The organism is Roseateles sp. GW821-FHT03B02, from assembly GCF_059421025.1.
In genome coordinates, this window is the sequence record NZ_JBWKUV010000009.1 from 12,923 (window position 1) to 30,887 (window position 17,965).

General features: G+C 70.1%; 20 protein-coding genes. 10 read left to right on the forward strand and 10 right to left on the reverse strand.

What is annotated here, in order from left to right; translation table 11 throughout:
• Nucleotides 1–45: 45 nt before the first annotated feature.
• The 4 genes from AC07VX_RS21265 to AC07VX_RS21280 form a co-directional block, all read right to left on the reverse strand.
• Entirely contained in the window at nucleotides 46–1,245 is a 1,200-nt protein-coding gene (locus tag AC07VX_RS21265) for an HlyD family type I secretion periplasmic adaptor subunit (RefSeq protein WP_493167523.1), read from the reverse strand.
• On the reverse strand, nucleotides 1,242–3,602 hold the full coding sequence (locus tag AC07VX_RS21270; protein WP_493167522.1) for a type I secretion system permease/ATPase: 2,361 nt from the start codon (nucleotides 3,600–3,602) through the stop codon (nucleotides 1,242–1,244). The genes AC07VX_RS21265 and AC07VX_RS21270 overlap by 4 nt, the downstream gene beginning before the upstream one ends.
• A complete protein-coding gene (locus AC07VX_RS21275) occupies nucleotides 3,603–5,468 on the reverse strand; it encodes an O-linked N-acetylglucosamine transferase, SPINDLY family protein (protein WP_493183947.1) in 1,866 nt (621 codons plus the stop codon).
• Between the two features lie 109 nt (nucleotides 5,469–5,577).
• A complete protein-coding gene (locus AC07VX_RS21280) occupies nucleotides 5,578–6,087 on the reverse strand; it encodes a DUF1993 domain-containing protein (protein WP_493167520.1) in 510 nt (169 codons plus the stop codon).
• A gap of 161 nt (nucleotides 6,088–6,248) precedes the next feature.
• Here AC07VX_RS21280 and AC07VX_RS21285 point away from each other — a divergent pair, with 161 nt between their 5' ends.
• The 3 genes from AC07VX_RS21285 to AC07VX_RS21295 are packed head-to-tail and all read left to right on the forward strand — an operon-like array spanning nucleotide 6,249 to nucleotide 8,352.
• Nucleotides 6,249–7,256 carry a D-2-hydroxyacid dehydrogenase family protein gene (locus tag AC07VX_RS21285; RefSeq protein WP_493167518.1) on the forward strand — a complete coding sequence of 336 codons (1,008 nt, stop codon included), beginning with the start codon at nucleotides 6,249–6,251 and terminating at the stop codon, nucleotides 7,254–7,256.
• A gap of 8 nt (nucleotides 7,257–7,264) precedes the next feature.
• Nucleotides 7,265–7,816, forward strand: a complete 552-nt coding sequence (locus AC07VX_RS21290; protein WP_493167517.1) for a chromate transporter — start codon at nucleotides 7,265–7,267, stop codon at nucleotides 7,814–7,816.
• Nucleotides 7,813–8,352 carry a chromate transporter gene (locus AC07VX_RS21295; RefSeq protein WP_493167516.1) on the forward strand — a complete coding sequence of 180 codons (540 nt, stop codon included), beginning with the start codon at nucleotides 7,813–7,815 and terminating at the stop codon, nucleotides 8,350–8,352. The genes AC07VX_RS21290 and AC07VX_RS21295 overlap by 4 nt, the downstream gene beginning before the upstream one ends.
• Before the next feature lie 81 nt (nucleotides 8,353–8,433).
• Here the strand turns inward: AC07VX_RS21295 and upp are convergent, their stop codons facing one another.
• The 5 genes from upp to AC07VX_RS21320 all read right to left on the reverse strand — a co-directional run bounded on the left by upp (nucleotide 8,434) and on the right by AC07VX_RS21320 (nucleotide 12,096).
• On the reverse strand, nucleotides 8,434–9,066 hold the full coding sequence (upp, locus tag AC07VX_RS21300) for a uracil phosphoribosyltransferase (protein ID WP_493167515.1): 633 nt from the start codon (nucleotides 9,064–9,066) through the stop codon (nucleotides 8,434–8,436).
• A 33-nt stretch (nucleotides 9,067–9,099) separates the two neighbouring features.
• Nucleotides 9,100–9,840 carry a 23S rRNA (guanosine(2251)-2'-O)-methyltransferase RlmB gene (gene rlmB, locus AC07VX_RS21305; RefSeq protein ID WP_493167513.1) on the reverse strand — a complete coding sequence of 247 codons (741 nt, stop codon included), beginning with the start codon at nucleotides 9,838–9,840 and terminating at the stop codon, nucleotides 9,100–9,102.
• Nucleotides 9,841–9,940: 100 nt separating this feature from the next.
• The gene (locus tag AC07VX_RS21310; RefSeq protein WP_493167512.1) at nucleotides 9,941–10,735 is read right to left on the reverse strand and encodes a polysaccharide deacetylase family protein; all 795 of its coding nucleotides are present in this window, start codon (nucleotides 10,733–10,735) and stop codon (nucleotides 9,941–9,943) included.
• Entirely contained in the window at nucleotides 10,735–11,442 is a 708-nt protein-coding gene (locus AC07VX_RS21315; protein WP_493167511.1) for an acetyltransferase domain-containing protein, read from the reverse strand. The genes AC07VX_RS21310 and AC07VX_RS21315 overlap by 1 nt, the downstream gene beginning before the upstream one ends.
• A gap of 9 nt (nucleotides 11,443–11,451) precedes the next feature.
• Nucleotides 11,452–12,096 (reverse strand): DUF4124 domain-containing protein, encoded by a 645-nt coding sequence (locus AC07VX_RS21320; RefSeq protein ID WP_493167510.1) that lies wholly within the window; start codon nucleotides 12,094–12,096, stop codon nucleotides 11,452–11,454.
• Nucleotides 12,097–12,120: 24 nt separating this feature from the next.
• Here AC07VX_RS21320 and AC07VX_RS21325 point away from each other — a divergent pair, with 24 nt between their 5' ends.
• From AC07VX_RS21325 to AC07VX_RS21335, 3 genes are all read left to right on the forward strand, one after another.
• The gene (locus tag AC07VX_RS21325) at nucleotides 12,121–13,203 is read left to right on the forward strand and encodes a S1C family serine protease (RefSeq protein WP_493167509.1); all 1,083 of its coding nucleotides are present in this window, start codon (nucleotides 12,121–12,123) and stop codon (nucleotides 13,201–13,203) included.
• 68 nt (nucleotides 13,204–13,271) lie between these two features.
• Entirely contained in the window at nucleotides 13,272–13,985 is a 714-nt protein-coding gene (locus tag AC07VX_RS21330) for a YebC/PmpR family DNA-binding transcriptional regulator (protein WP_493167508.1), read from the forward strand.
• Between the two features lie 12 nt (nucleotides 13,986–13,997).
• Entirely contained in the window at nucleotides 13,998–14,735 is a 738-nt protein-coding gene (locus AC07VX_RS21335; RefSeq protein WP_493167507.1) for a tetratricopeptide repeat protein, read from the forward strand.
• Nucleotides 14,736–14,744: 9 nt separating this feature from the next.
• Here AC07VX_RS21335 and gcvA read toward each other — a convergent pair whose 3' ends face one another.
• Nucleotides 14,745–15,662 carry a transcriptional regulator GcvA gene (gene gcvA, locus AC07VX_RS21340; protein ID WP_493167506.1) on the reverse strand — a complete coding sequence of 306 codons (918 nt, stop codon included), beginning with the start codon at nucleotides 15,660–15,662 and terminating at the stop codon, nucleotides 14,745–14,747.
• Nucleotides 15,663–15,794: 132 nt separating this feature from the next.
• Here gcvA and AC07VX_RS21345 point away from each other — a divergent pair, with 132 nt between their 5' ends.
• From AC07VX_RS21345 to AC07VX_RS21360, 4 genes are read left to right on the forward strand one after another with little or no spacing between them, the layout of a single operon-like run.
• On the forward strand, nucleotides 15,795–16,046 hold the full coding sequence (locus tag AC07VX_RS21345; protein WP_493167505.1) for a DUF2917 domain-containing protein: 252 nt from the start codon (nucleotides 15,795–15,797) through the stop codon (nucleotides 16,044–16,046).
• Nucleotides 16,043–16,594, forward strand: coding sequence for a GNAT family N-acetyltransferase (locus AC07VX_RS21350; RefSeq protein ID WP_493167504.1), 552 nt, complete (start codon nucleotides 16,043–16,045; stop codon nucleotides 16,592–16,594). Before AC07VX_RS21345 ends, AC07VX_RS21350 begins: the two co-directional genes overlap by 4 nt.
• A 26-nt stretch (nucleotides 16,595–16,620) precedes the next feature.
• Complete coding sequence (locus AC07VX_RS21355; RefSeq protein WP_493167503.1) at nucleotides 16,621–17,484, forward strand: alpha/beta hydrolase; 864 nt, start codon at nucleotides 16,621–16,623, stop codon at nucleotides 17,482–17,484.
• Complete coding sequence (locus AC07VX_RS21360) at nucleotides 17,481–17,957, forward strand: GNAT family N-acetyltransferase (protein WP_493167502.1); 477 nt, start codon at nucleotides 17,481–17,483, stop codon at nucleotides 17,955–17,957. Before AC07VX_RS21355 ends, AC07VX_RS21360 begins: the two co-directional genes overlap by 4 nt.
• Nucleotides 17,958–17,965 lie beyond the last annotated feature (8 nt).

A 17,965-nucleotide genomic window follows, 5' to 3' on the forward strand; every position in this document is an offset into this window, starting at 1 on the left:
GCCCCTTCACCCAAAGCCCGGAAAAGCGGGCCGCAGCGGGCGCAGTTACCGCTCGCGAAGCGCTTCCTGGGACTTCATCATCGGCCGCAGCAGATAGCTCAGCACGGAGCGCTCCCCGGTCTTGATCTCGACCTGAGACGTCATGCCCGGAATGACCGGCAGCTTCTCGCCCTTGTACTTGAGGTTGTTGCGCTCGGCAGTCACGATGACGCGGTAGTGCCCCTCGCCGGTCTTGTCGCCTTCGGTGACGGCGTCCGGGCTCATGTAGGTGACCTTGCCTTCCAGGCCGCCATAGGTGTTGAAGTCGTAGCCGGCCAGCTTGACCTCGGCCGTCTGGCCCAGGCGCACGAAGCCGATGTCCCTGGGCTTGATCCTGGCCTCCACCAGCACCTTGGGGCCGATGGGCGAGATCTCCAGAATGGGCGCTCCGCTGCCGACGACGCCGCCGATGGTGCCCGCCTTGATGCTCTTGACGACGCCATGCACCGGCGACTTCAGCACGGTGCGCGTGAGGGCATCCTGGCGCACCACCATCTGCTCGTCGAGCTGGGCCATCTCGCTCTGCACCCGCACCAGCTCCTGGCTGGCCTCCTGGCGGTAGCGTGACAGGCGCTCGGCGCGCTGCTGCTGGATCTCGTTGACCTGTCGGTTCAGCCGCATCACTTCCACGTCGCTCATCAGGCCGCTGCGGCTCATGTCCTGGGCCAGCTTGAGCTCCTTGGAGATCATGCCGAGGCTGCGGTTGATGGCGCCCACGGCCTCGTCCAACAGCCGCTTGCGGGCCTCGAAGGACTCGGCCTCGGCTTGGGCGTAGCGGGCCTTCGGATCGACATCCGCCGGCCAGCGCACGGCGGCGCGGCCGTTGGCCTCGGCGTCCAGCCGCGCGGCGGCCGCCTTCAGCGACAGCAGCTTGGCCTGGCCTTCGGCCTGCTGAGCCTCGACGCGGGTCGGGTCGAGCGTGGCCAGCTCCTGGCCGACCTGCACCTCCTGGCCTTCACGCACTTTCAGCTCGCGCAGGATGCCGGCATCCAGGCTTGCGATGACCTGCTCGCGGCCATCCGGCACGATGCGGCCGTCGCTGCGGGTGATCTCGTCCACCCTGGCCAGAGCCGACCAGGTGATCGCCGCCGTGACGACGATGCACAGCAGGTACAGCGCCCAGGTTGCGCGCGGCAGCGGCTCGTCGATGTGCGCGGCATGGATGGCGCTGACGAAGACGCCTTCTTCCTTGGTCAGCGAGCTCATACGGACGCGCTGCGCTGCACGGGCTGCGCCGACGGGTGCATGTGCACGCCCTCGCTGGGTGCGGCCGGACGCACGCCGGACAGCGCCGCGAGCACCTGGTCACGTGGGCCGTCCATGACGATGCGGCCACCGTCGACGACGACGATGCGCTGCACCAGCTCCAGCACGGCCGGGCGGTGGGTCACGACGACGAGCGTGGCGGTGCCGGCCGCGTCGCGCAGCTGGCGCAGGAAGGCCATCTCGCTCTGTGCGTCCATGGAGCTGGTGGGTTCGTCCATCAGCAGGATCTGCGGCTTGGTGACCAGGGCGCGGGCGAGCGCGACGAGCTGGCGCTGGCCGCCGGACAGCAGTTGGCCCATTTCGCCGACCGGCAGGTCCCAGCCCATGGGGTGGGCAGCGACGACGCGGTCCAGCCCGGTCAGCTTGGCCACTTCGACGAGTCGGCCGGCGTCCAGGTGGGCGCGGCCCATCAGCACGTTGTCGCGCAACGTACCGAGGAACAGGCGCGGCTCCTGGCTGACGAAGCCGACGCGCGAGCGGTACTCGGCGGGGTCGATCTGGCGCAGGTCGATGCCGTCGACCTCGACCATGCCCTCGGTCGGCAGATAGAGGCCGCCGAGCAGGCGCAGGATGGTGGACTTGCCGCTGCCGATGCGACCCAGGATGGCGACGCGCTCGCCGGCCTCCAGCCGCATCGTGACGTTGCGCAGCACCTTGGGCGAGGCCGCCTCGCCGGTCGTCTGGCCATGCGAGGTGGCCGCGGCCGGATAGGCGAAGCCCACATCATGCAGGCCGACCTTGCCGCTGACGTTGGCCAGCGGCACGTAGTTGCGCGTGCTGTCGCGCTCGACCGGCGCATTCATCATCTGGTTCAACGCCATCATGGCCGCGCGCGCGCCCTGGTAGCGGGTGGCCAGGCTCACCAGACTTCCGAGCGGCGCGATGGCGCGGCTGGCGAACATCACCGAGCCGATCAGCGCGCCGGCACTGATGGCGCCATCGTGGATCAGGTAGACGCCCCAGACCAGCAGGATCAGGTTCACCGCCTGCTGCAGCGTGCTGGAGAGATTCATGCTCCAGCTCGACAGCGCGCGCGAGGTGAGCGCCGTGTCGGCCACCACGGCCGTCGTGCGCTCGTAGCGGCGCAGGAAGCGGCCCTCGGCACCCGAGGTCTTGAGGTCTTCCAGACCCTCGAGCGACTCGACCAGCGTGCCGTGCAGGTCGGCCGTCTCCTGCATGTTGGTACGCATGGCTCGGCGCAGCGCGCCCTGGATGGCCCAGGACAGGCCGATGATGACCGGCACCGCCAGCACCAGCACCCAGCCCAGCGGCCCGCCGATGACGAAGGTCATGCCGATGAAGATGACGAGGAAGGGCAGGTCCGACAGCGCCGACAACGTCGCGCCAGTGAAGAACTCGCGCACCATCTCGACCTGCGCCAGATAGGCGGCGTAGGCGCCGGCCGAGGCGGGCTTGTGCTCCATGCGCACGCCCAGCGTCTGCCGGTAGAGCTTGGCACCGATGACGAGGTCGGCCTTACGGCCGGCCAGATCGATGAGGTGGGAACGCAGCTGGCGGGCGAACAGGTCGAACAGCAGCGCCACGGCCGCGCCCACGGCCAGGGTCCACAGCGTGACCATGGCCTGATGGGGGATGACCTTGTCGTAGATGACGGACGTGACCAGGCCCGAGACCAGCATCAGCACGTTGGACAGCAGCGCCGCCAGCATGGATGCGCGGTAGTAGGGCGTGAAGCGCTTGAGCGTGCCCCACAGCCAGTGCGAGGACAGGCCCTGGTCGCCGAACTTGAGCAGGGAGGATTCCGGGCTCTTGCCCGGCGCCGACTCGACCGGCGACACGGCCAGCATGAAGCCGCTGTACTCCGGTTCCAGCTCGGCTGTCGTGGCCGGCACGGCGGCCGCCTCGGGGCCGGGGAAGACGACCTCGTAGCGGCAGGCACCCGGGGCCACGGCGGCGGGGTCGTCCAGCCGGCGCACAAGCACGCAGGCGTCGCCACCGCCCAGCAGCAGCACGGCCGGCAGCAGCAGGCCGTTGATGTCGTCAATGGTCTTGCGCAGCAGGCCGGCGTTGTAGCCCGCCTCGCGCATGATGCGGATGGCGGAGTCCGGCGTCAGCGCGCCCTCCACCGGCGCGCCGGCGCGCAGCGAATCGGGCGAACGCGGCTTGCCGTGGTGGCCCGTCAGCCAGGACAGGGCCTGCAGCAGCGGATCGCCGGCGGGCTGGTTGGCGAGGTTCTCCAGCGGGTCCGGCGGCGCCGCCGGCTCGCCGTTGGCGGCCAGGCGCAGGCCCGGCGCCTGGGGCTGGCCGTCGAAGAAGGGGTCGTGCTGGCGTGGCATTTAGGCTTTCGCGCGCGCCTCAAGGGCCAGGCGCTCGAACTCGTGCTCTATATCGCGCACGATGGCCGGGATGTCAAACAGCGGCGAACTGTGGCCGTACTCGGCCAGGTAGCGCTTGTAGGACGCCGCGCGGGCCGGCTGGTTGCCGATCTGCACGGCGCGCTGCTCGTACTCCTCGATCGTCGTGGTGACGAGGTCGGGCAGGCCGACAGCCGTCAGCAGGCTGCCGGCCATGCGGGAGATGTAGGTGCGGCCCGAGCGCGTCAGGATGGGCGTGCCCATCCACAGGCAGTCGCTGGCGGTCGTGCCGGCGTTGTAGGGGAAGGTGTCGAGGAACAGGTCGGCGAGCTGGAAGCGGGCCAGGTAGTCGGCCGGCTGGGCGCGGCCGGCAAAGACGAGGCGCTCAGGGGCGATGCCCTCTTCCACCGCCACGCGGGTCAAGTTGGCCTTGGCGAAGGGGTTGTCGGCCAGCAGCCACAGCACGCTGCCGGGCACCTGGCGAAGCACTCGCATCCAGCAGCGCCAGACCTGCTCGCTCATCTTGTGGTTGTTGTTGAAGGCGCAGAAGACGAAACCGTCCTGCGGCAGCCCGGCTTCGGCGCGTGTGGGCGGGGCGCTGGCCACGCGCTGGCGGTCGCTGACCTGGTAGCAGTGCGGCAGGTAGATGGGCTTCTCGGTGTAGTAGGGCAGCGCCTCGGGCGGCATCACGAAGCGGTCCGCCAGGATCCAGTCCACGCCCGGGATGGCCGAGGTGGCCGGCAGGCCGAGGTAGCTCACCTGCACGGGCGCGCCGCGGTGGGTGAGGATGCCGGCACGGGCGCCGCTGGTCAGGCCCTGCAGGTCCACCAGCACGTCGATGCCGGCCTCGGCGATCATCTCCGCAGCGCGCCGGTCGGGCACGCCGTGCAGCGGGGTGTAGCTGTCCATCGCCGCCTTGATGCGGGCGCGCAGCGGCGTGCCGTCCTCGCGGCTCCAGCTGAAGGCGTGCACCTCGAACCTTCTCTTGTCGTGCAGTTCGTAGAGCTCGGCCGTCAGCAGGCCGACGGCGTGCATGTGCAGGTCGCCGGACAGATAGCCGATTCTGATCTTGCCCTCGCGCTTGCGCCCCAGGTGCAGCGGCGGTGCGCTGACCTTGGGCACCTTCTCCAGCACGAAGCGCTGGGAGGTCAGCAGCTGCAGCGCCGGGTCGTCGCTCTCGTCCAGCATGCCCAGCAGCGAGGTGCTCATCAGCAGGTGGTTGTGCGTGACCTCGCCGAAGGTCTGGTAGACCGGCCAGGCGCATTGCTTCTGGCGGATGTGGACGTAGTGCTGGGCAACGTCGCTCTGGCGCGGGTCGATCTCCAGCGAGCGGCGCATCAGCGCCTCGGATTCGTCGTAGCGCTTGAGCTGCTCCAGCAGCCGCGCGGCGTTGTTGAAGGCGTGCAGACGCAGGCTCTGCGGTTCGGCGCCCAGGCTTTCCGGGCTGGCGTTCTCGTACACGGTGCGCCACTCGGCCAGCGCCTCTTCCTCGCGCCCCTGGTGTTCGAGCTGGTGGCCCAGGTTCAGCCGGGCCTGGGCGAAATTCGGCGCCACGCCCAGAGCCGTGCGGTAGACGGCCTCGGCGTCGGTGTGGCGGCGCAGTTCGCCCAGGATGGCGCCCCAGTTGAAGCAGGCCACATGGCGCAGCGGCGAGGCGGTGGCGGCCACCCAGGTCTGGTACAGCAGCGCAGCCGGCTCCAGCGCGCCGGCCGCCTGCAGGCGGGAGGCGGCGTCCATGACCTGAGGCAGCGGCCACTGGCCGCTGCGGGCCAGGTCCAGCCATTGCTCGACGAGGGCAATGCCCTGCATGCCTTGAGGCTGGGTGGCGGGAGGCGTCGACATGTCCATGCGGCAGGCGGCTTGAGCGAATGTTCCTCCGATTTTCAAGCCGCGCCGCTGGGTCTGGGCGGGGGAATAGGCTGCGGATTGCGCAGCATTTCCCGTCCCCGGGGGCGATTTAGCCGCCCAGGTAGTCGTTCTTGCCCAGCGGCACGCCGGCGTGGCGCAACAAGGCGTAAGTCGTCGTCGCGTGGAAATAGAAGTTCGGCAGGGCGAAATGACGCAGGTAGGCCGAGCCGTCGAACTTCAGCGGGTCGCCGCTGCGGCGCGGGATGGTGATCTCGCGCCCCTCGCTGCCCGCGAAGCCGGATGCAGGCACGGACAGGACGAAATCGCGCGTCTTCTTGATGCGTTCAACCAGTTCGTCGAGGGTGGCCTCGTTGTCCTCGTACTTGGGGATCTCCACGCCGCCCAGGCGGGCCACGCAGCCCTTGGCGGTGTCGCTGGTGATCTGGATCTGCTTGGTGAAGGGCAGCATGTCGGGCGCCAGGCGCAACGTCAGGTAGACGTCGGTCGAGAACTTCTTGGCTTCGGCATGGGCCTTGGCGGCCTCCAGCCAGTTGAGCATGTTGCCCAGCATCTTGACGAAGACGGGCGCACTGGCGTCGTGCATGGAAAGCGTGGTCATCGGATGGTCTCCATTGAGGGAAACCGATGGTAGCCAGCATGCCGCGAGCCTGCATCGCCCCGGGGCACAATGCCCCAAAACCTGAAGCCTTCACACGCTCGCGCTCGCCGCCCCGCCGCAGCGGCCTCGGTGCCCTCCGGGCGTCCGCGCGGGCCTAGCCCATGAACGTCATCATCCTCGACGACTACCAAGACGCCGTGCGCAAGCTGCGCTGCGCGGCCAAGCTGGAGCCGCTGAACGCCAAGGTGTTCACGAACACGGTCAAGGGCATCGGCCAGCTGTCAGTGCGGCTGCGCGATGCCGAGGTGCTGGTGCTGATCCGCGAGCGCACGGCCTTCCCGCGCCAGCTGCTGGAGAAGCTGCCCAAGCTCAAGCTCATCTCACAGACCGGGCGCGTCGGCAGTCACATCGACGTGGACGCTTGCACGCGGCTGGGCATTGCCGTGGCCGAGGGCGTGGGCGACCCCGTCGCACCCGCCGAGCTGACCTGGGCCCTGATCATGGCCTCCATGAGGCGGCTGCCGCAGTACATCGGCAACCTCAAGCACGGTGCGTGGCAGCAGGCGGGGCTGAAATCCGCCTCCATGCCGCCCAACTTCGGCGTGGGAATGGTGCTGCGCGGCAAGACGCTGGGCGTCTGGGGCTATGGCCGCATCGGCCAGCGCGTGGCCGGTTTCGGCCGTGCCTTCGGCATGGACGTGATGGTGTGGGGCAGCGAGGCCTCCCGGCTCAGCGCTGCGGCCGACGGCTACCGCATCGCCGAGAGCCGCGAGCATGTGTTCGCCGAGGCCGATGTGCTCACCATGCACCTCAGGCTGGGCGAGGCCACGCGCGGCATCGTCGTACCCGAGGACCTGGCACGCATGAAGCCCACCGCGCTGTTCGTGAACACCTCGCGCGCCGAACTCGTCACCGAGGGCGCGCTGGTTTCGGCGCTGAACCGGGGCCGCCCCGGCATGGCGGCCATCGACGTCTTCGAGAGCGAGCCCATCCTGCAGGGCCACCCGCTGCTCCGGCTCGAGAACGCGGTCTGCACGCCGCACATCGGCTACGTGGAGCAGGACAGCTATGAGCTCTACTTCGACGCGGCCTTTGACAACGTGCTGAACTTCATCAAGGCGCAGCCGACGAACGTCGTCAACCCCGATGCGCTGAAGGTCCATCGCTGAAGCCTCCCGTGCCGAATCGCCCGCAGTCCCTCACCGACCTCTTCCTGGCGTTCACGTGGCTGGCGCTTCAGGGTTTTGGCGGCGTGCTGGCGGTGGCCCAGCGCGAGCTGGTCGAACGCCTGGGCTGGATGAGCAAGGAAGAGTTCGTCGAAACCCTCGCCATCGCCCAGGTGCTGCCGGGGCCCAACGTGGTCAACCTGTCGATGATGGTGGGCGACCGGTTCTTCGGCGCACGCGGGGCCATGGCCGCCCTGGCCGGCATGCTGGCTGCACCGGCCGTCATCGTGCTGAGCCTGGCCGTGGCCTATGGCCAGCTGGCGCAGCATCCGATGGCTGCCAACGCGCTGCGCGGCATGGGCGCAGTGTCGGCCGGGCTCATCCTGGCCACCGGCATCAAGCTCCTGCCCGCACTGAAGAAGAGTCCGCTGGGCCGCCATGTGGCCCTGGGCCTGGCGCTGGCGGCCTTCGTGCTCATCGGCCTGCTGCGCTGGCCGCTGGTGGCCGTGCTGCTGCTGGTGGGCGGTGGCGGCATGGCGCTGGTCTGGCGCAAGCTGAAATGAGCGGGGCGGATTTCCTCAGCCTGTTCCTGCACTTCCTGGTGCTGTCGCCGATGTCCATCGGTGGTGCCATCACGACAGTGCCGGAGATGCACCGCTTCCTCGTCGACCAGACGGCCTGGCTGACCGAGACCGAGTTCACGACGTCCATCGCGCTGGCCCAGGCCGCGCCGGGACCGAACATCCTGTTCGTGGCCGTGCTGGGCTGGAACGTCGCCGGCCCGGCCGGTGCGGCGACGGCCATGGCCGGCATCATGCTGCCGTCGACGCTGCTGACGCTGACCGCCACGCGCTGGGCCGCCGCCCGCCGCGAGCACATCGCCGTGCGGGCCTTCTCGGCCGGCATGATGCCGCTGACGTTGGGCCTCATCATCGCCACCGGCTGGCTGCTGGCCCTGCCCTTCCTGCGCGCCGACGATCACCGCTGGGGCACGCTGGCGCTGATCGCCGTCACCATACTGTTGACGCTGAAGACGAGGCTGGGCCTCGTCTGGATGGTGCTCGGTGGCGGCGTGCTGGGGGCCCTCGGCCTGGTCTGAGGGCTCATGCCGGGTGGCTTGCAGGCCGCCCGTCTTCCGTGTGGTGTCGGACAGTCCGCGGGGACTGTCCTCGGTCCTGACTCAGCCTTCCTTCGTGCCGAAGATCTTGTCGCCCGCATCGCCCAGGCCCGGGATGATGTAGCCGACCTCGTTGAGGTGGCTGTCGATGGCGGCCGTCCAGCAGCGCACGTCGGGATGCGCCTCGTTGAGCGCCTTCACGCCCTCGGGCGCGGCCACCAGCACCAGCGCGCGGATGTCCCTGCAGCCGCGCGCCTTCAGCAGGTCGACGGTGGCGATCATGCTGCCGGCCGTGGCCAGCATGGGGTCGATGATGAGCGCCGTGCGGGCTTCAAGGTTGCCGACGAACTTGTCGAAGTAGTTCACCGGCTTGAGCGTCTCGTGGTCACGCGCCAGGCCCACGACCGACACCTTGGCGTTGGGAAGGATGTCCAGCACGCCATCCAGCATCCCTAAGCCCGCGCGCAGGATGGGCACGACGGTGACCTTGCGGCCGGCGATCTGGTCCACCTCGGCCGGGCCGCTCCAGCAGTTGATGGTCACCTTCTCCAGCGGGAAGTCCTCGGTCGCCTCGTAGGTCAGCAGCCGCGCGACCTCGCCGGTCAGCTCGCGGAACTTCTTCGTCGAGATGTCGGCCTCGCGCATCAGGCCGATCTTGTGCTTGACGAGGGGGTGCTTGACTTCGATGACGGCCATGATGGAGTTCCTTTTTCTACTAAGTAGTCGGAATTATCGACTGCGCTGGCGCAGCGCCTCGTAGAGGCAGACCCCGGAGGCGACGGACACGTTCAGGCTCTCGACGGCACCGGCCATCGGGATGCGCACCAGTTCGTCGCAGGTCTTGGCCGTCAGCTGGCGCATGCCCTCGCCTTCGGCGCCCAGCACGAAGGCGACGGGGCGCCTCAGGTCCAGGTCGTAGATGGAGCGCTCGGCCTGGTCGGAAGTGCCCACCACCCAGATGTCGCGCTCCTTGAGCTCATTGAGCGTGCGGGCCAGGTTGGTGACCATCAGATAGGGCACCGTCTCGGCGGCACCGCTGGCCACCTTGGCCACCGTGGCGTTCAGGCCCACGGCACGGTCCTTGGGTGCGACGACGGCATGCGCGCCGGCGCCATCGGCCACGCGCAGGCAGGCGCCGAGGTTGTGGGGGTCGGTCACGCCGTCCAGCACCAGCACGAGAGGCGGGCCTTCCACCGCATCCAGCACGTCGTCCAGCGAGTGCAGCTGCGCGATGGCCGCCACACGCGCCACGACACCCTGATGGCGCGGGCTGCCGGCCAGCTGGCTCAGGCGCTCGTCGCTGCTCTCCACCAGCTTGGCGCCGGCTTCCTTGGCGCGCTCAATAAAGGCGCGCATGCGCTGGTCGCGCCGGGCGGGGTCGAAATGAACCTCGGCGACGGAATCGGGGTGGGTCTTGAGGCGGACGGTGACGGCGTGGAAGCCGAACAGGACGGACTTGGGAGAACTCATGGCCGCATTGTCGGGCCGAGCGCCGGGCCGCCCCAAGCCGGCCCGGCGCCCCCACGGGGGACGGGCCAAGGTACACCTTGGACGAGGGGCTGCATACCTTTCAGCGCCCCGCCTGCTTCCTCGCTTCCTCCATGATGTTCACGAAGCTGTCGGTCCAGAAGCGCGCCTTGTTTTTCGCGAGGTGGTCCAGCAACTGGTCATGCGCCTCGCGCGTGACGCTCAGGTGCTCGGCGCCCACGCCGTGGAAGAGCAGCGACACCAGCGCGCCCTGGGCCGCCGCCTTCTCCACTAGCGCGATCAGTTGCTCGCCGCTCATGCCCTCGACGAAGTAGACCGGCATGGCGTAGGGGTCGAGCTGGGTTGCGTCCGACACCAGCCCCGGGCCAGCCGCGCGGTAAGCGACGAACTGCGGCTGCAGCGCCTTCACGAAATCCTGACCGCCAGCCTGCATGTCCAGGCAGGGCGGCGTGAAGGTGCGACGCGTCCTGCCGTCCAGCGACTGCAGCCAGGTGTTGGCCGCGATGACCTGCTCCTGCACGGCAGCCGCCATCTGCTTGTCCAGGTCGCGATGCGGCAGCACCCACTCCCGCCCTGGCCCCTTGGCCGAGCAACTGTGGAACAGGCTGTGGTTGCCCAGTTCATGGCCGGCCGCGGCGGCCGCCTTCCATTCGTTCTGCCGGCCGGGCAGCGTCGGCCCGTTGATGGGCACGTAGAAGCTCGCCCGCAAGCCGCGCTTGTTCAGCGCGGGGATGACGTGATCGAGCTGGCTGTCCAGGCCGTCGTCATAGCCCAGGCTGACGGCCGCCTTGGCGCCGCCCGGCCATGCCAACGGCGCCGCAGTGGCAGCCGCGCAAACGAGCAGGCCGAGCACGGCCACGAGCATCTTGCTTCGCATCACATCCCCTTCAGGAACTGAACCGCCATCAGCCCGCCGATCAGCACCGGCTGGTGGACCATGTAGAAGCTCAGCGACCAGCACCCCAGCACGGCCAGCGGCCGCGGCGCGCTGCCGGTCCACATGCCCGGCCGGGCACGCGTGACGACGAAGCCCAGCAGCATCACGCCCAGCCAGGGCAGCACGGGCACATAGTCCTCGGTGACGGGCTTGTGCGTGACGAGGCCGACCCAGTTGGTCCAGCGCGTGTCGAAAAACTCGGCCTGCACGAGCCGCGGCGCGGCGACGGCGAGCACCGCCAGCACCAGCAACGCCGCATTCGGCAGACGGCTCAGGCCCATGCGCAGCAGCAGCAACATCACCGCGATTCCATGCAGCACGCCGAAGCTGATCCAGCTGTTCGGGAACATGAACCACGAGCCCACCGACACCAGCAGCGCGCAGCCCGCCACCTGGCCCCAGCGCCTCCAGAAACGTTGCGCGCCTTGGCGCCCCAGCACGGCAAAGGCCTGCCCACCGCCAGCGCAGAACATGAACAGGCTGACGATGCAGATGCGCTGCCAGGTCCAGACCGGGTCGCGGTAGAAGTCCTGGCGGATCCAGCCGAAGTGGTTCAGGTCGAAGCCGAAATGAAACACCGCCATCCAGACGATGGCCGCGCCGCGCAGCGCGTCGAGGCGGTCGGAACGAGAAGGCTGCGCAGGCATCGAGGAAGATCAGGGGCTGGGCATAGACGCGGCATTCTGGCCCCTCTGCTGCACCAGCTGGTTACGGCGCTGCATCCTTTCCTCGGCGATGCGGCGGCGCGCGATGCGGTCGCCCTCCTCCGGGTCGGCGGCGCTGTGCATGGCCTCGGCGCGCAGCCGCGCGTCGGCGCGGGCCCGGTCGCTCAGCTGCGTCTGCGCGGCCTGGGCCGCTCGGCTGACGGCCCAGTCGGCCTCCGTGTAGCGGCCTCGCCCGCCGCGGCACTGCAGCGCGCGGCGCACCTCGTCCTGCAGAAACGCGCGCTCGGCGTCGCCCAGCGTCGTCGAGTTGCCACGCGTCTCCATGCCGCGGATCTCGCCGTCGCCCGGGCAGGCGTTGCCCGGCGGCGCGATGGGTGCGGAGGCCGCGGAAGCCCCGCCCATCGCCGCGCGCACCACCTCGGGCTTGAGGCTCTCCACCACGTTGGGCTGCAGGCTGCGCTCGGCCACCGGCTGGCCGCTGCCCGGGCAGGGCTTGTCGCTGAAGCGCACCTGGCCTGCCACCTCGCATTTCCACACCTGCTGCGCCCAGGCGCCCGACATCAACAGGCACAGCGCCAGGCCGAGGCCCGAACGCTTCACCGGCGCCATCGCGCCGCCCACCAAAATACGCACCATCGCCACCGCCCCTTTGCTCGGTCCATGCCCAAGCATCTGCTGACATTCGCGCTAATCCTAGGCTTGGCCGCCGGCCTCGCCGATGCCCAGCCCAAGACCCACGCCCCACCCCGGGCCGTCACCGCCCGCGGCGCGCTGGACGCCGAGGAGATGAACAACGTCGGCGTATTCAAACGCGTCAGCCCGTCGGTGGTGCACATCACGACGCTGAGCGTGCAACGGGATTTCTTCTCGCTGCGCACCAGCGAGCAGCCCAGCGGCACGGGCACCGGCTTCGTGTGGGATGACGCCGGCCACATCGTCACCAACTTCCACGTCATCCAGGGCGGCGACCGCGCCACCGTCACGCTGGCCGACCAGAGCAGCTACCCGGCCAGGCTGGTGGGCGCCTTCCCCGACCGCGACATCGCCGTGCTGCGCATCGAGGCGCCGCGCGACAAGCTGCCCGCCATTTCCATCGGCAGCAGCCGCGAGCTGCAGGTGGGCCAGAAGGTCTACGCCATCGGCAACCCCTTCGGCCTGGACCAGACGCTCACCACCGGCATCGTCTCGGCGCTGAACCGCGAGATCGAGTCCGTCACGCGGCGCACCATCAAGGGCGCGATCCAGACGGACGCCGCCATCAACCCGGGCAACTCGGGCGGGCCGCTGCTGGACTCGGCCGGGCGGCTGATCGGCGTCAACACAGCGATCTACAGCCCCAGCGGGGCCAGCGCGGGCATCGGCTTCGCCATCCCCGTGGACGAGGTCAACCGCATCGTGCCGCGGCTGATCCGCGACGGGCGCTTCATCCGGCCGGCGCTGGGGGTGACGGCCGGGCCGGCGAATCTGGCGCAGGCGCTTGGCGCGCCCAAGGGGGTGTTGCTGGTCAACGTGGCGGACGCCAGCCCGGCCGCGGCGGCTGGCTTGAAGCCGTTCGGCCGCGACCGCAGCGGGCGCATCGTGCAGGGCGACGTCATCACTGCCGTCGATGGGCAGGCAGTGGCAGACCTGGACGACATGCTGTCGCTGCTGGAGACGCGGCAGATCGGGGACAGGGTGACGTTGACCGTCTGGCGGGCGGGGCAGACGAGGAAGGTCGCGGCGACGCTGGGCAGCTCGGATTGAGCCCCTCGTAAAGTAGTGCCCCCTGCCCGACGCCACGCCGGGCTCACAGACAGACGACAGGAATCCCCATGGGCGCTCAATGGAAAGCCAAACACAAGGACATCGCCGCCAATGCCAAGGGCAAGCTGTTTGGCAAGCTGGCCAAGGACATCATGATCGCGGCGCGCAACGGCGCCGACCCCAAGGACAACGCCAGGCTGCGCATGGCCGTCGAGGCGGCGCGCAAGGTATCCATGCCCAAGGACACGCTGGAACGCGCCATCAAGAAGGGCGCCGGGCTGACCGGTGAGACCGTGCACTTCGAGCAGGTCATCTACGAGGGCTTTGCGCCGCACCGCGTACCGGTGATGGTGGAGGTGCTGACCGACAACACCAACCGCGCCGCGTCGGACATGCGGGTGCTGTTCCGCAAGGGCCAGCAGGGCACGCCGGGTTCGGTGAGCTGGGACTTCGACCACCTCGGACTGATCGAGGCCGAGTCCGCCACGCCGGGCGCCGATGCCGACACGGCCGCCATCGAGGCCGGCGCCCAGGACCTGCTGCCGGCCGACGAAGACGGCGTGACCGTGTTCCTGACGGACCCGACCGACCTCGATCTCGTCGCCCGCGCCCTGCCCGCCCAGGGCTTCACGGTGCTGAGCGCCAAGCTGGGCTACCGGCCCAAGAACCCTGTCGACCCCGCCAGCCTCAGCGCCGAGCAGCTGGAAGAGGTGGAGAGCTTTCTCGCCGCCATGGACGACAACGATGACGTGCAGAACGTCTACGCCGCACTGGCCGGCTGATACAGACACCACATGGTGCTTTCCCAACGCCTCCTGGCCACCGCGGCAGCAGTTCTGGCCCTGGCCTGCTCCGGCGCCTGGGCGCAACCCGCCTCGCAGGCCTCGCTTTACGCTCGGTTGGCCGCCTTGGCGCCCGCCGGCAATCCCGAGGTCCAGTACAACCTGGGCATGTTCCTGAACAACGGCATCGGCACCCCGCCGGACCGCGCCGCCGCGTTCAAGCAGATCTCGCAAGCGGCAGAAGCCGGCCACCTGCTGGCTGCCTACAAGGTGGGCTGCTATTTCGCCGGCCAGTTCCCAGGTGTCGTACCGCCAGACCCGACCCAGGCGCTGAAGTTCAAGCTTCGCGCCGCCGAGGCGGGCTACGAGCTGGCCCAGCTCGACGTGGGCACGCTTTACGCCCGGCAGGGTGATGCCGACCAGGCCGCGCGCTGGTGGGAACTCGCCTCTCGCCAGGGCAACCTGGAAGCGACGGCCAGGCTGGCGCATGCGTTGTCAGGCGATGCGCCGGCACATCGGGCCAAAGCTGTTGCGCTGATGCAGCGGCTCACGACGATGGCGCCTTCAGCCCCGAAGGAATTGCTCGCGCGCCTGGAAGACCTGCAGTCGCGCCTGACCGCCGAGGAAACAGCCACTGCCGCAGACATCGGCGCATCGTGGCTGCAAGCCAGGTCGCCGCTGACTGTTCAGGCCCAACAAGGCATGGCCGCCGTGCCGGCGCTGCTGGCTGCGCTGGAACGCCGCCCCTGAGCCGTGCCGTCAGGCTGGCGCGCACTCAGCCAGCAACCAGCGCTCGAAGGCCTGGACCGCCGGCCTTGACCGGGCCGCCGGGTCGACGATGAGCTGGTAGGCCCGCGCCGAGGCGATGCCGGCGTCGAACGGCGTGACGAGCTGGCCGCCGGCCAGCAGCGCGTCCACTAGCGGCCGCCGCCCCAGCGCCACGCCCTGCCCCGCCACGGCGGCGGCAATCGCCTCCGAGTAGCTCGAAAAGCTCAGCCGCGCCGCCGGCCGCAGGTCGGCCAGCCCCCAGGCGCTCAGCCAGGGCTCCCACTCGGCCGGCATGCCGGCGCTGTCGCCGTCCATGGCCAGGTGCAGCAGGGTGTGGCGGGCCAGGTCGGCGGGCTCGCGCAGCGGCAGGCCCAGTTCGCCCACCAGGCGCGGGCTGCAGACGGGCAGCATGGCCTCGGCGAACAGCTGCTTGCCCTGGCCAGTGCCGATGGGGCTGTAGCGGATGGCGAGATCAAAGCCCTCGCTGGCCAGGTTGCGGTTGCCGAGGCCCGCATCCAGCCGCACATCAATGCCCGGATGCGCCCGCGTGAACGCCGTGAGGCGCGGGATCAGCCACAGCGAGGCGAAGCCGGGCGTCGTCGTCAGTGCCAGCACCTGGCGCTGATGAGGCTCACGCACGGTGCGCACGGCCACGCGCAGCGTGTTCAGCGCCGCGGCACAGGCGGCGTGCAGGCGCTGGCCGTCCTCGGTCAGCACCAACGAGCGATGGCGGCGCTCGAACAGCGCGACACCCAGTTCCTCCTCCAGCGCGCGCATCTGCCGGCTCATGGCCGACTGCGTGACGAAGCGCTCCGCTGCGGCCTGCGTGAAGCTCAGATGCCGCGCCGCCGCCTCGAAGGCGGCCAGCAGCTGCAGCGGCGGGAGGTGGTCGAGCGGCTTGTTTGACATGCGCTGGCGGAATGCCAACCCTTCCGAATCATCGTTTGTCGGCAGAGGGCCGAGCCGCCACTATCCACGCCAGACGGCCCCGGCGCAAGCATGCCAACCCGGCATGCAGCGCGACCGCCCGAGGAGCACACCATGCTGATCGACGTTCCCCGCACCCGGCTGCTGCTGCAACGCGGCCAGACCTCCCGACTGCCCGAGGCGCGCGCCACCCACCTGTGCAGCGCGGCCGGCACGCTGTGGATCACCGTGGACCACGACAGCCGCGACATCGTGCTGGAGCCCGGCCAATGCTTCGTCGTGCCCAGCGACGAGGCCGTGACCATTAGCGCGCTGAGCGGCCCGGCCGTGCTGGACTTGCGGCCCGCCGGCGAGGCACGGCCGTGACAGCCGCCCTAGGCCTCGCAGCCGTCGCCACCCCGGCGGCCGCGCAGGACTGGCCTCTGCACGGCGGTCACAGCGCCCGCCTGCGGCCGCTGGCGCCGGGCGACGCCGGCGCCGAGCAGCGCTTCTTCAACGGCCTGTCACTGGACTCGCGCCACCAGCGCTTCCACTTCGGCCTGCGCGAGCTGAGCCCGGCGCTGCTGAAGCTGCTGACCGAGGTGGACCAGCGCCTGCACCGCGCCTGGTTGGTGGAACTGCCAGCGCCCGCGGGGCCGACCGTCATCGCCGATGCCCGCTTCGTCTGCGACCCGGAGCACCCCGCGGTGGCCGAGTTCGCGCTGGCCGTGGGCGACGACTGGCAGGGCCGCGGCCTGGGCCGGCGGCTGATGGCCCACCTCGTCGCCCAGGCGCGGCGCCAGGGTGTGCAGGCCCTGTTCGGCGACATCCTGGCCGACAACCGCCGCATGCTGGCCCTGATGCGCGACCAGGGCGCCCGCCTCACGGCGCATCCGGACGGCGCTCAAATGGTGCGGGCCATCCTGGATCTCTGAGGCCGCGGACCGGCGATCATGCCGGCATGCAACGACTCCTCATCGCCGGCCTGGCGCTGGCGGCCGCCCTCCTGCTCGCCAGCCTGCTGGCGGGCGAACTGCTGACGCGGCCCGCCCGTGCGGCCATCGGCCCGCTGCCGGCGGATCTGCAGGCCGAGGCTGTGCGCATCGGCTACGGCGACGGCCAGCAGGTCAGCGGCTGGTTCCTGCCCGGCCGCAGCGGCGCGGGCGCGGTGCTGCTGCTGCACGGCGTGCGCGGCAACCGCCTGCAGATGCTGGCGCGGGCCCGCTGGCTGCAGCGCGAGGGCCTGGCCGCCCTGCTGGTCGACCTGCCCTCGCATGGCGAGAGCAGCGGCGACCGCATCGGCTTCGGGCGCCTGGAGGCCCCCGGCGCCACGGCCGCTCTGGCCTGGCTGCGCCAGCGCCTTCCAGGCGAAAGACTGGGCGCCATCGGCGTTTCCCTGGGCGGGGCGTCGCTGCTGTTCGCCGAGCACCGGTCGCCACTGGCGGCCCTGGTGCTGGAGTCCGTCTACCCGAGCATCGACGCAGCCGTGCAGGACCGGCTCGCGATGCGCCTGGGCGACGCGGCCGCACGGCTGCTGTCGCCGCTGCTGCTGATGCAGGTCCCGCTGCGCCTGGGCTTTGGCACCGACCGGCTGCGGCCCGTCGATGCGCTGGCCCGCGTGACCGCGCCGCTGGTCGTGGCCTCGGGCACGGCGGACCTGCATACACGCTGGCCGGAGACAGAGGCCTTGTTCGCCGCCGCGCAGGACCCCAAGTCGCTGTGGCCCGTGCCGGGCGCGGCCCACGTCGACCTGCATGCCTTTGCCCCCGCCGCCTACGAGGCCAGGCTCGGCCCCTGGCTCCATGAGAAGCTCCGCACACCATGACCGTCACTCTCGAATCCGCCAACCAACCCGAAGTCGTCGCGCTGATCGCCGAGCTCGACGCCTACCAGGACTCGCTCTACCCCGCCGAGGCGCGCTACGCCCTCGACCTGGACGCGCTGTGCCGGCCGGACGTGCTGTTCGCCGTCGCACGCGACACGCAGGGCGTGGCGCTGGGCTGCTGCGCCGTGGTGCTCGGGCCTGAGCATGGCGAGGTCAAGCGCATGTACGTGCGGCCCGCGGCGCGCGGCCAGGGCGCGGCGCGGCGGCTCATCCGGGCGCTGGAGCAGGCCGCTCTGGAGCGCGGCTGCCGGCTGCTGCTGCTGGAGACGGGGCCCTACCAGCCCGAGGCACTGGCCTTCTACGCCAGTGAAGGCTATGCGCGACGCGGCGCGTTCGGCGACTACCCGGACCACCCGCTGAGCGTGTTCATGGGCAAGGCGCTGCAGGCACAAGCCGGCAAATCCTCGCCCTGACAAGGCCA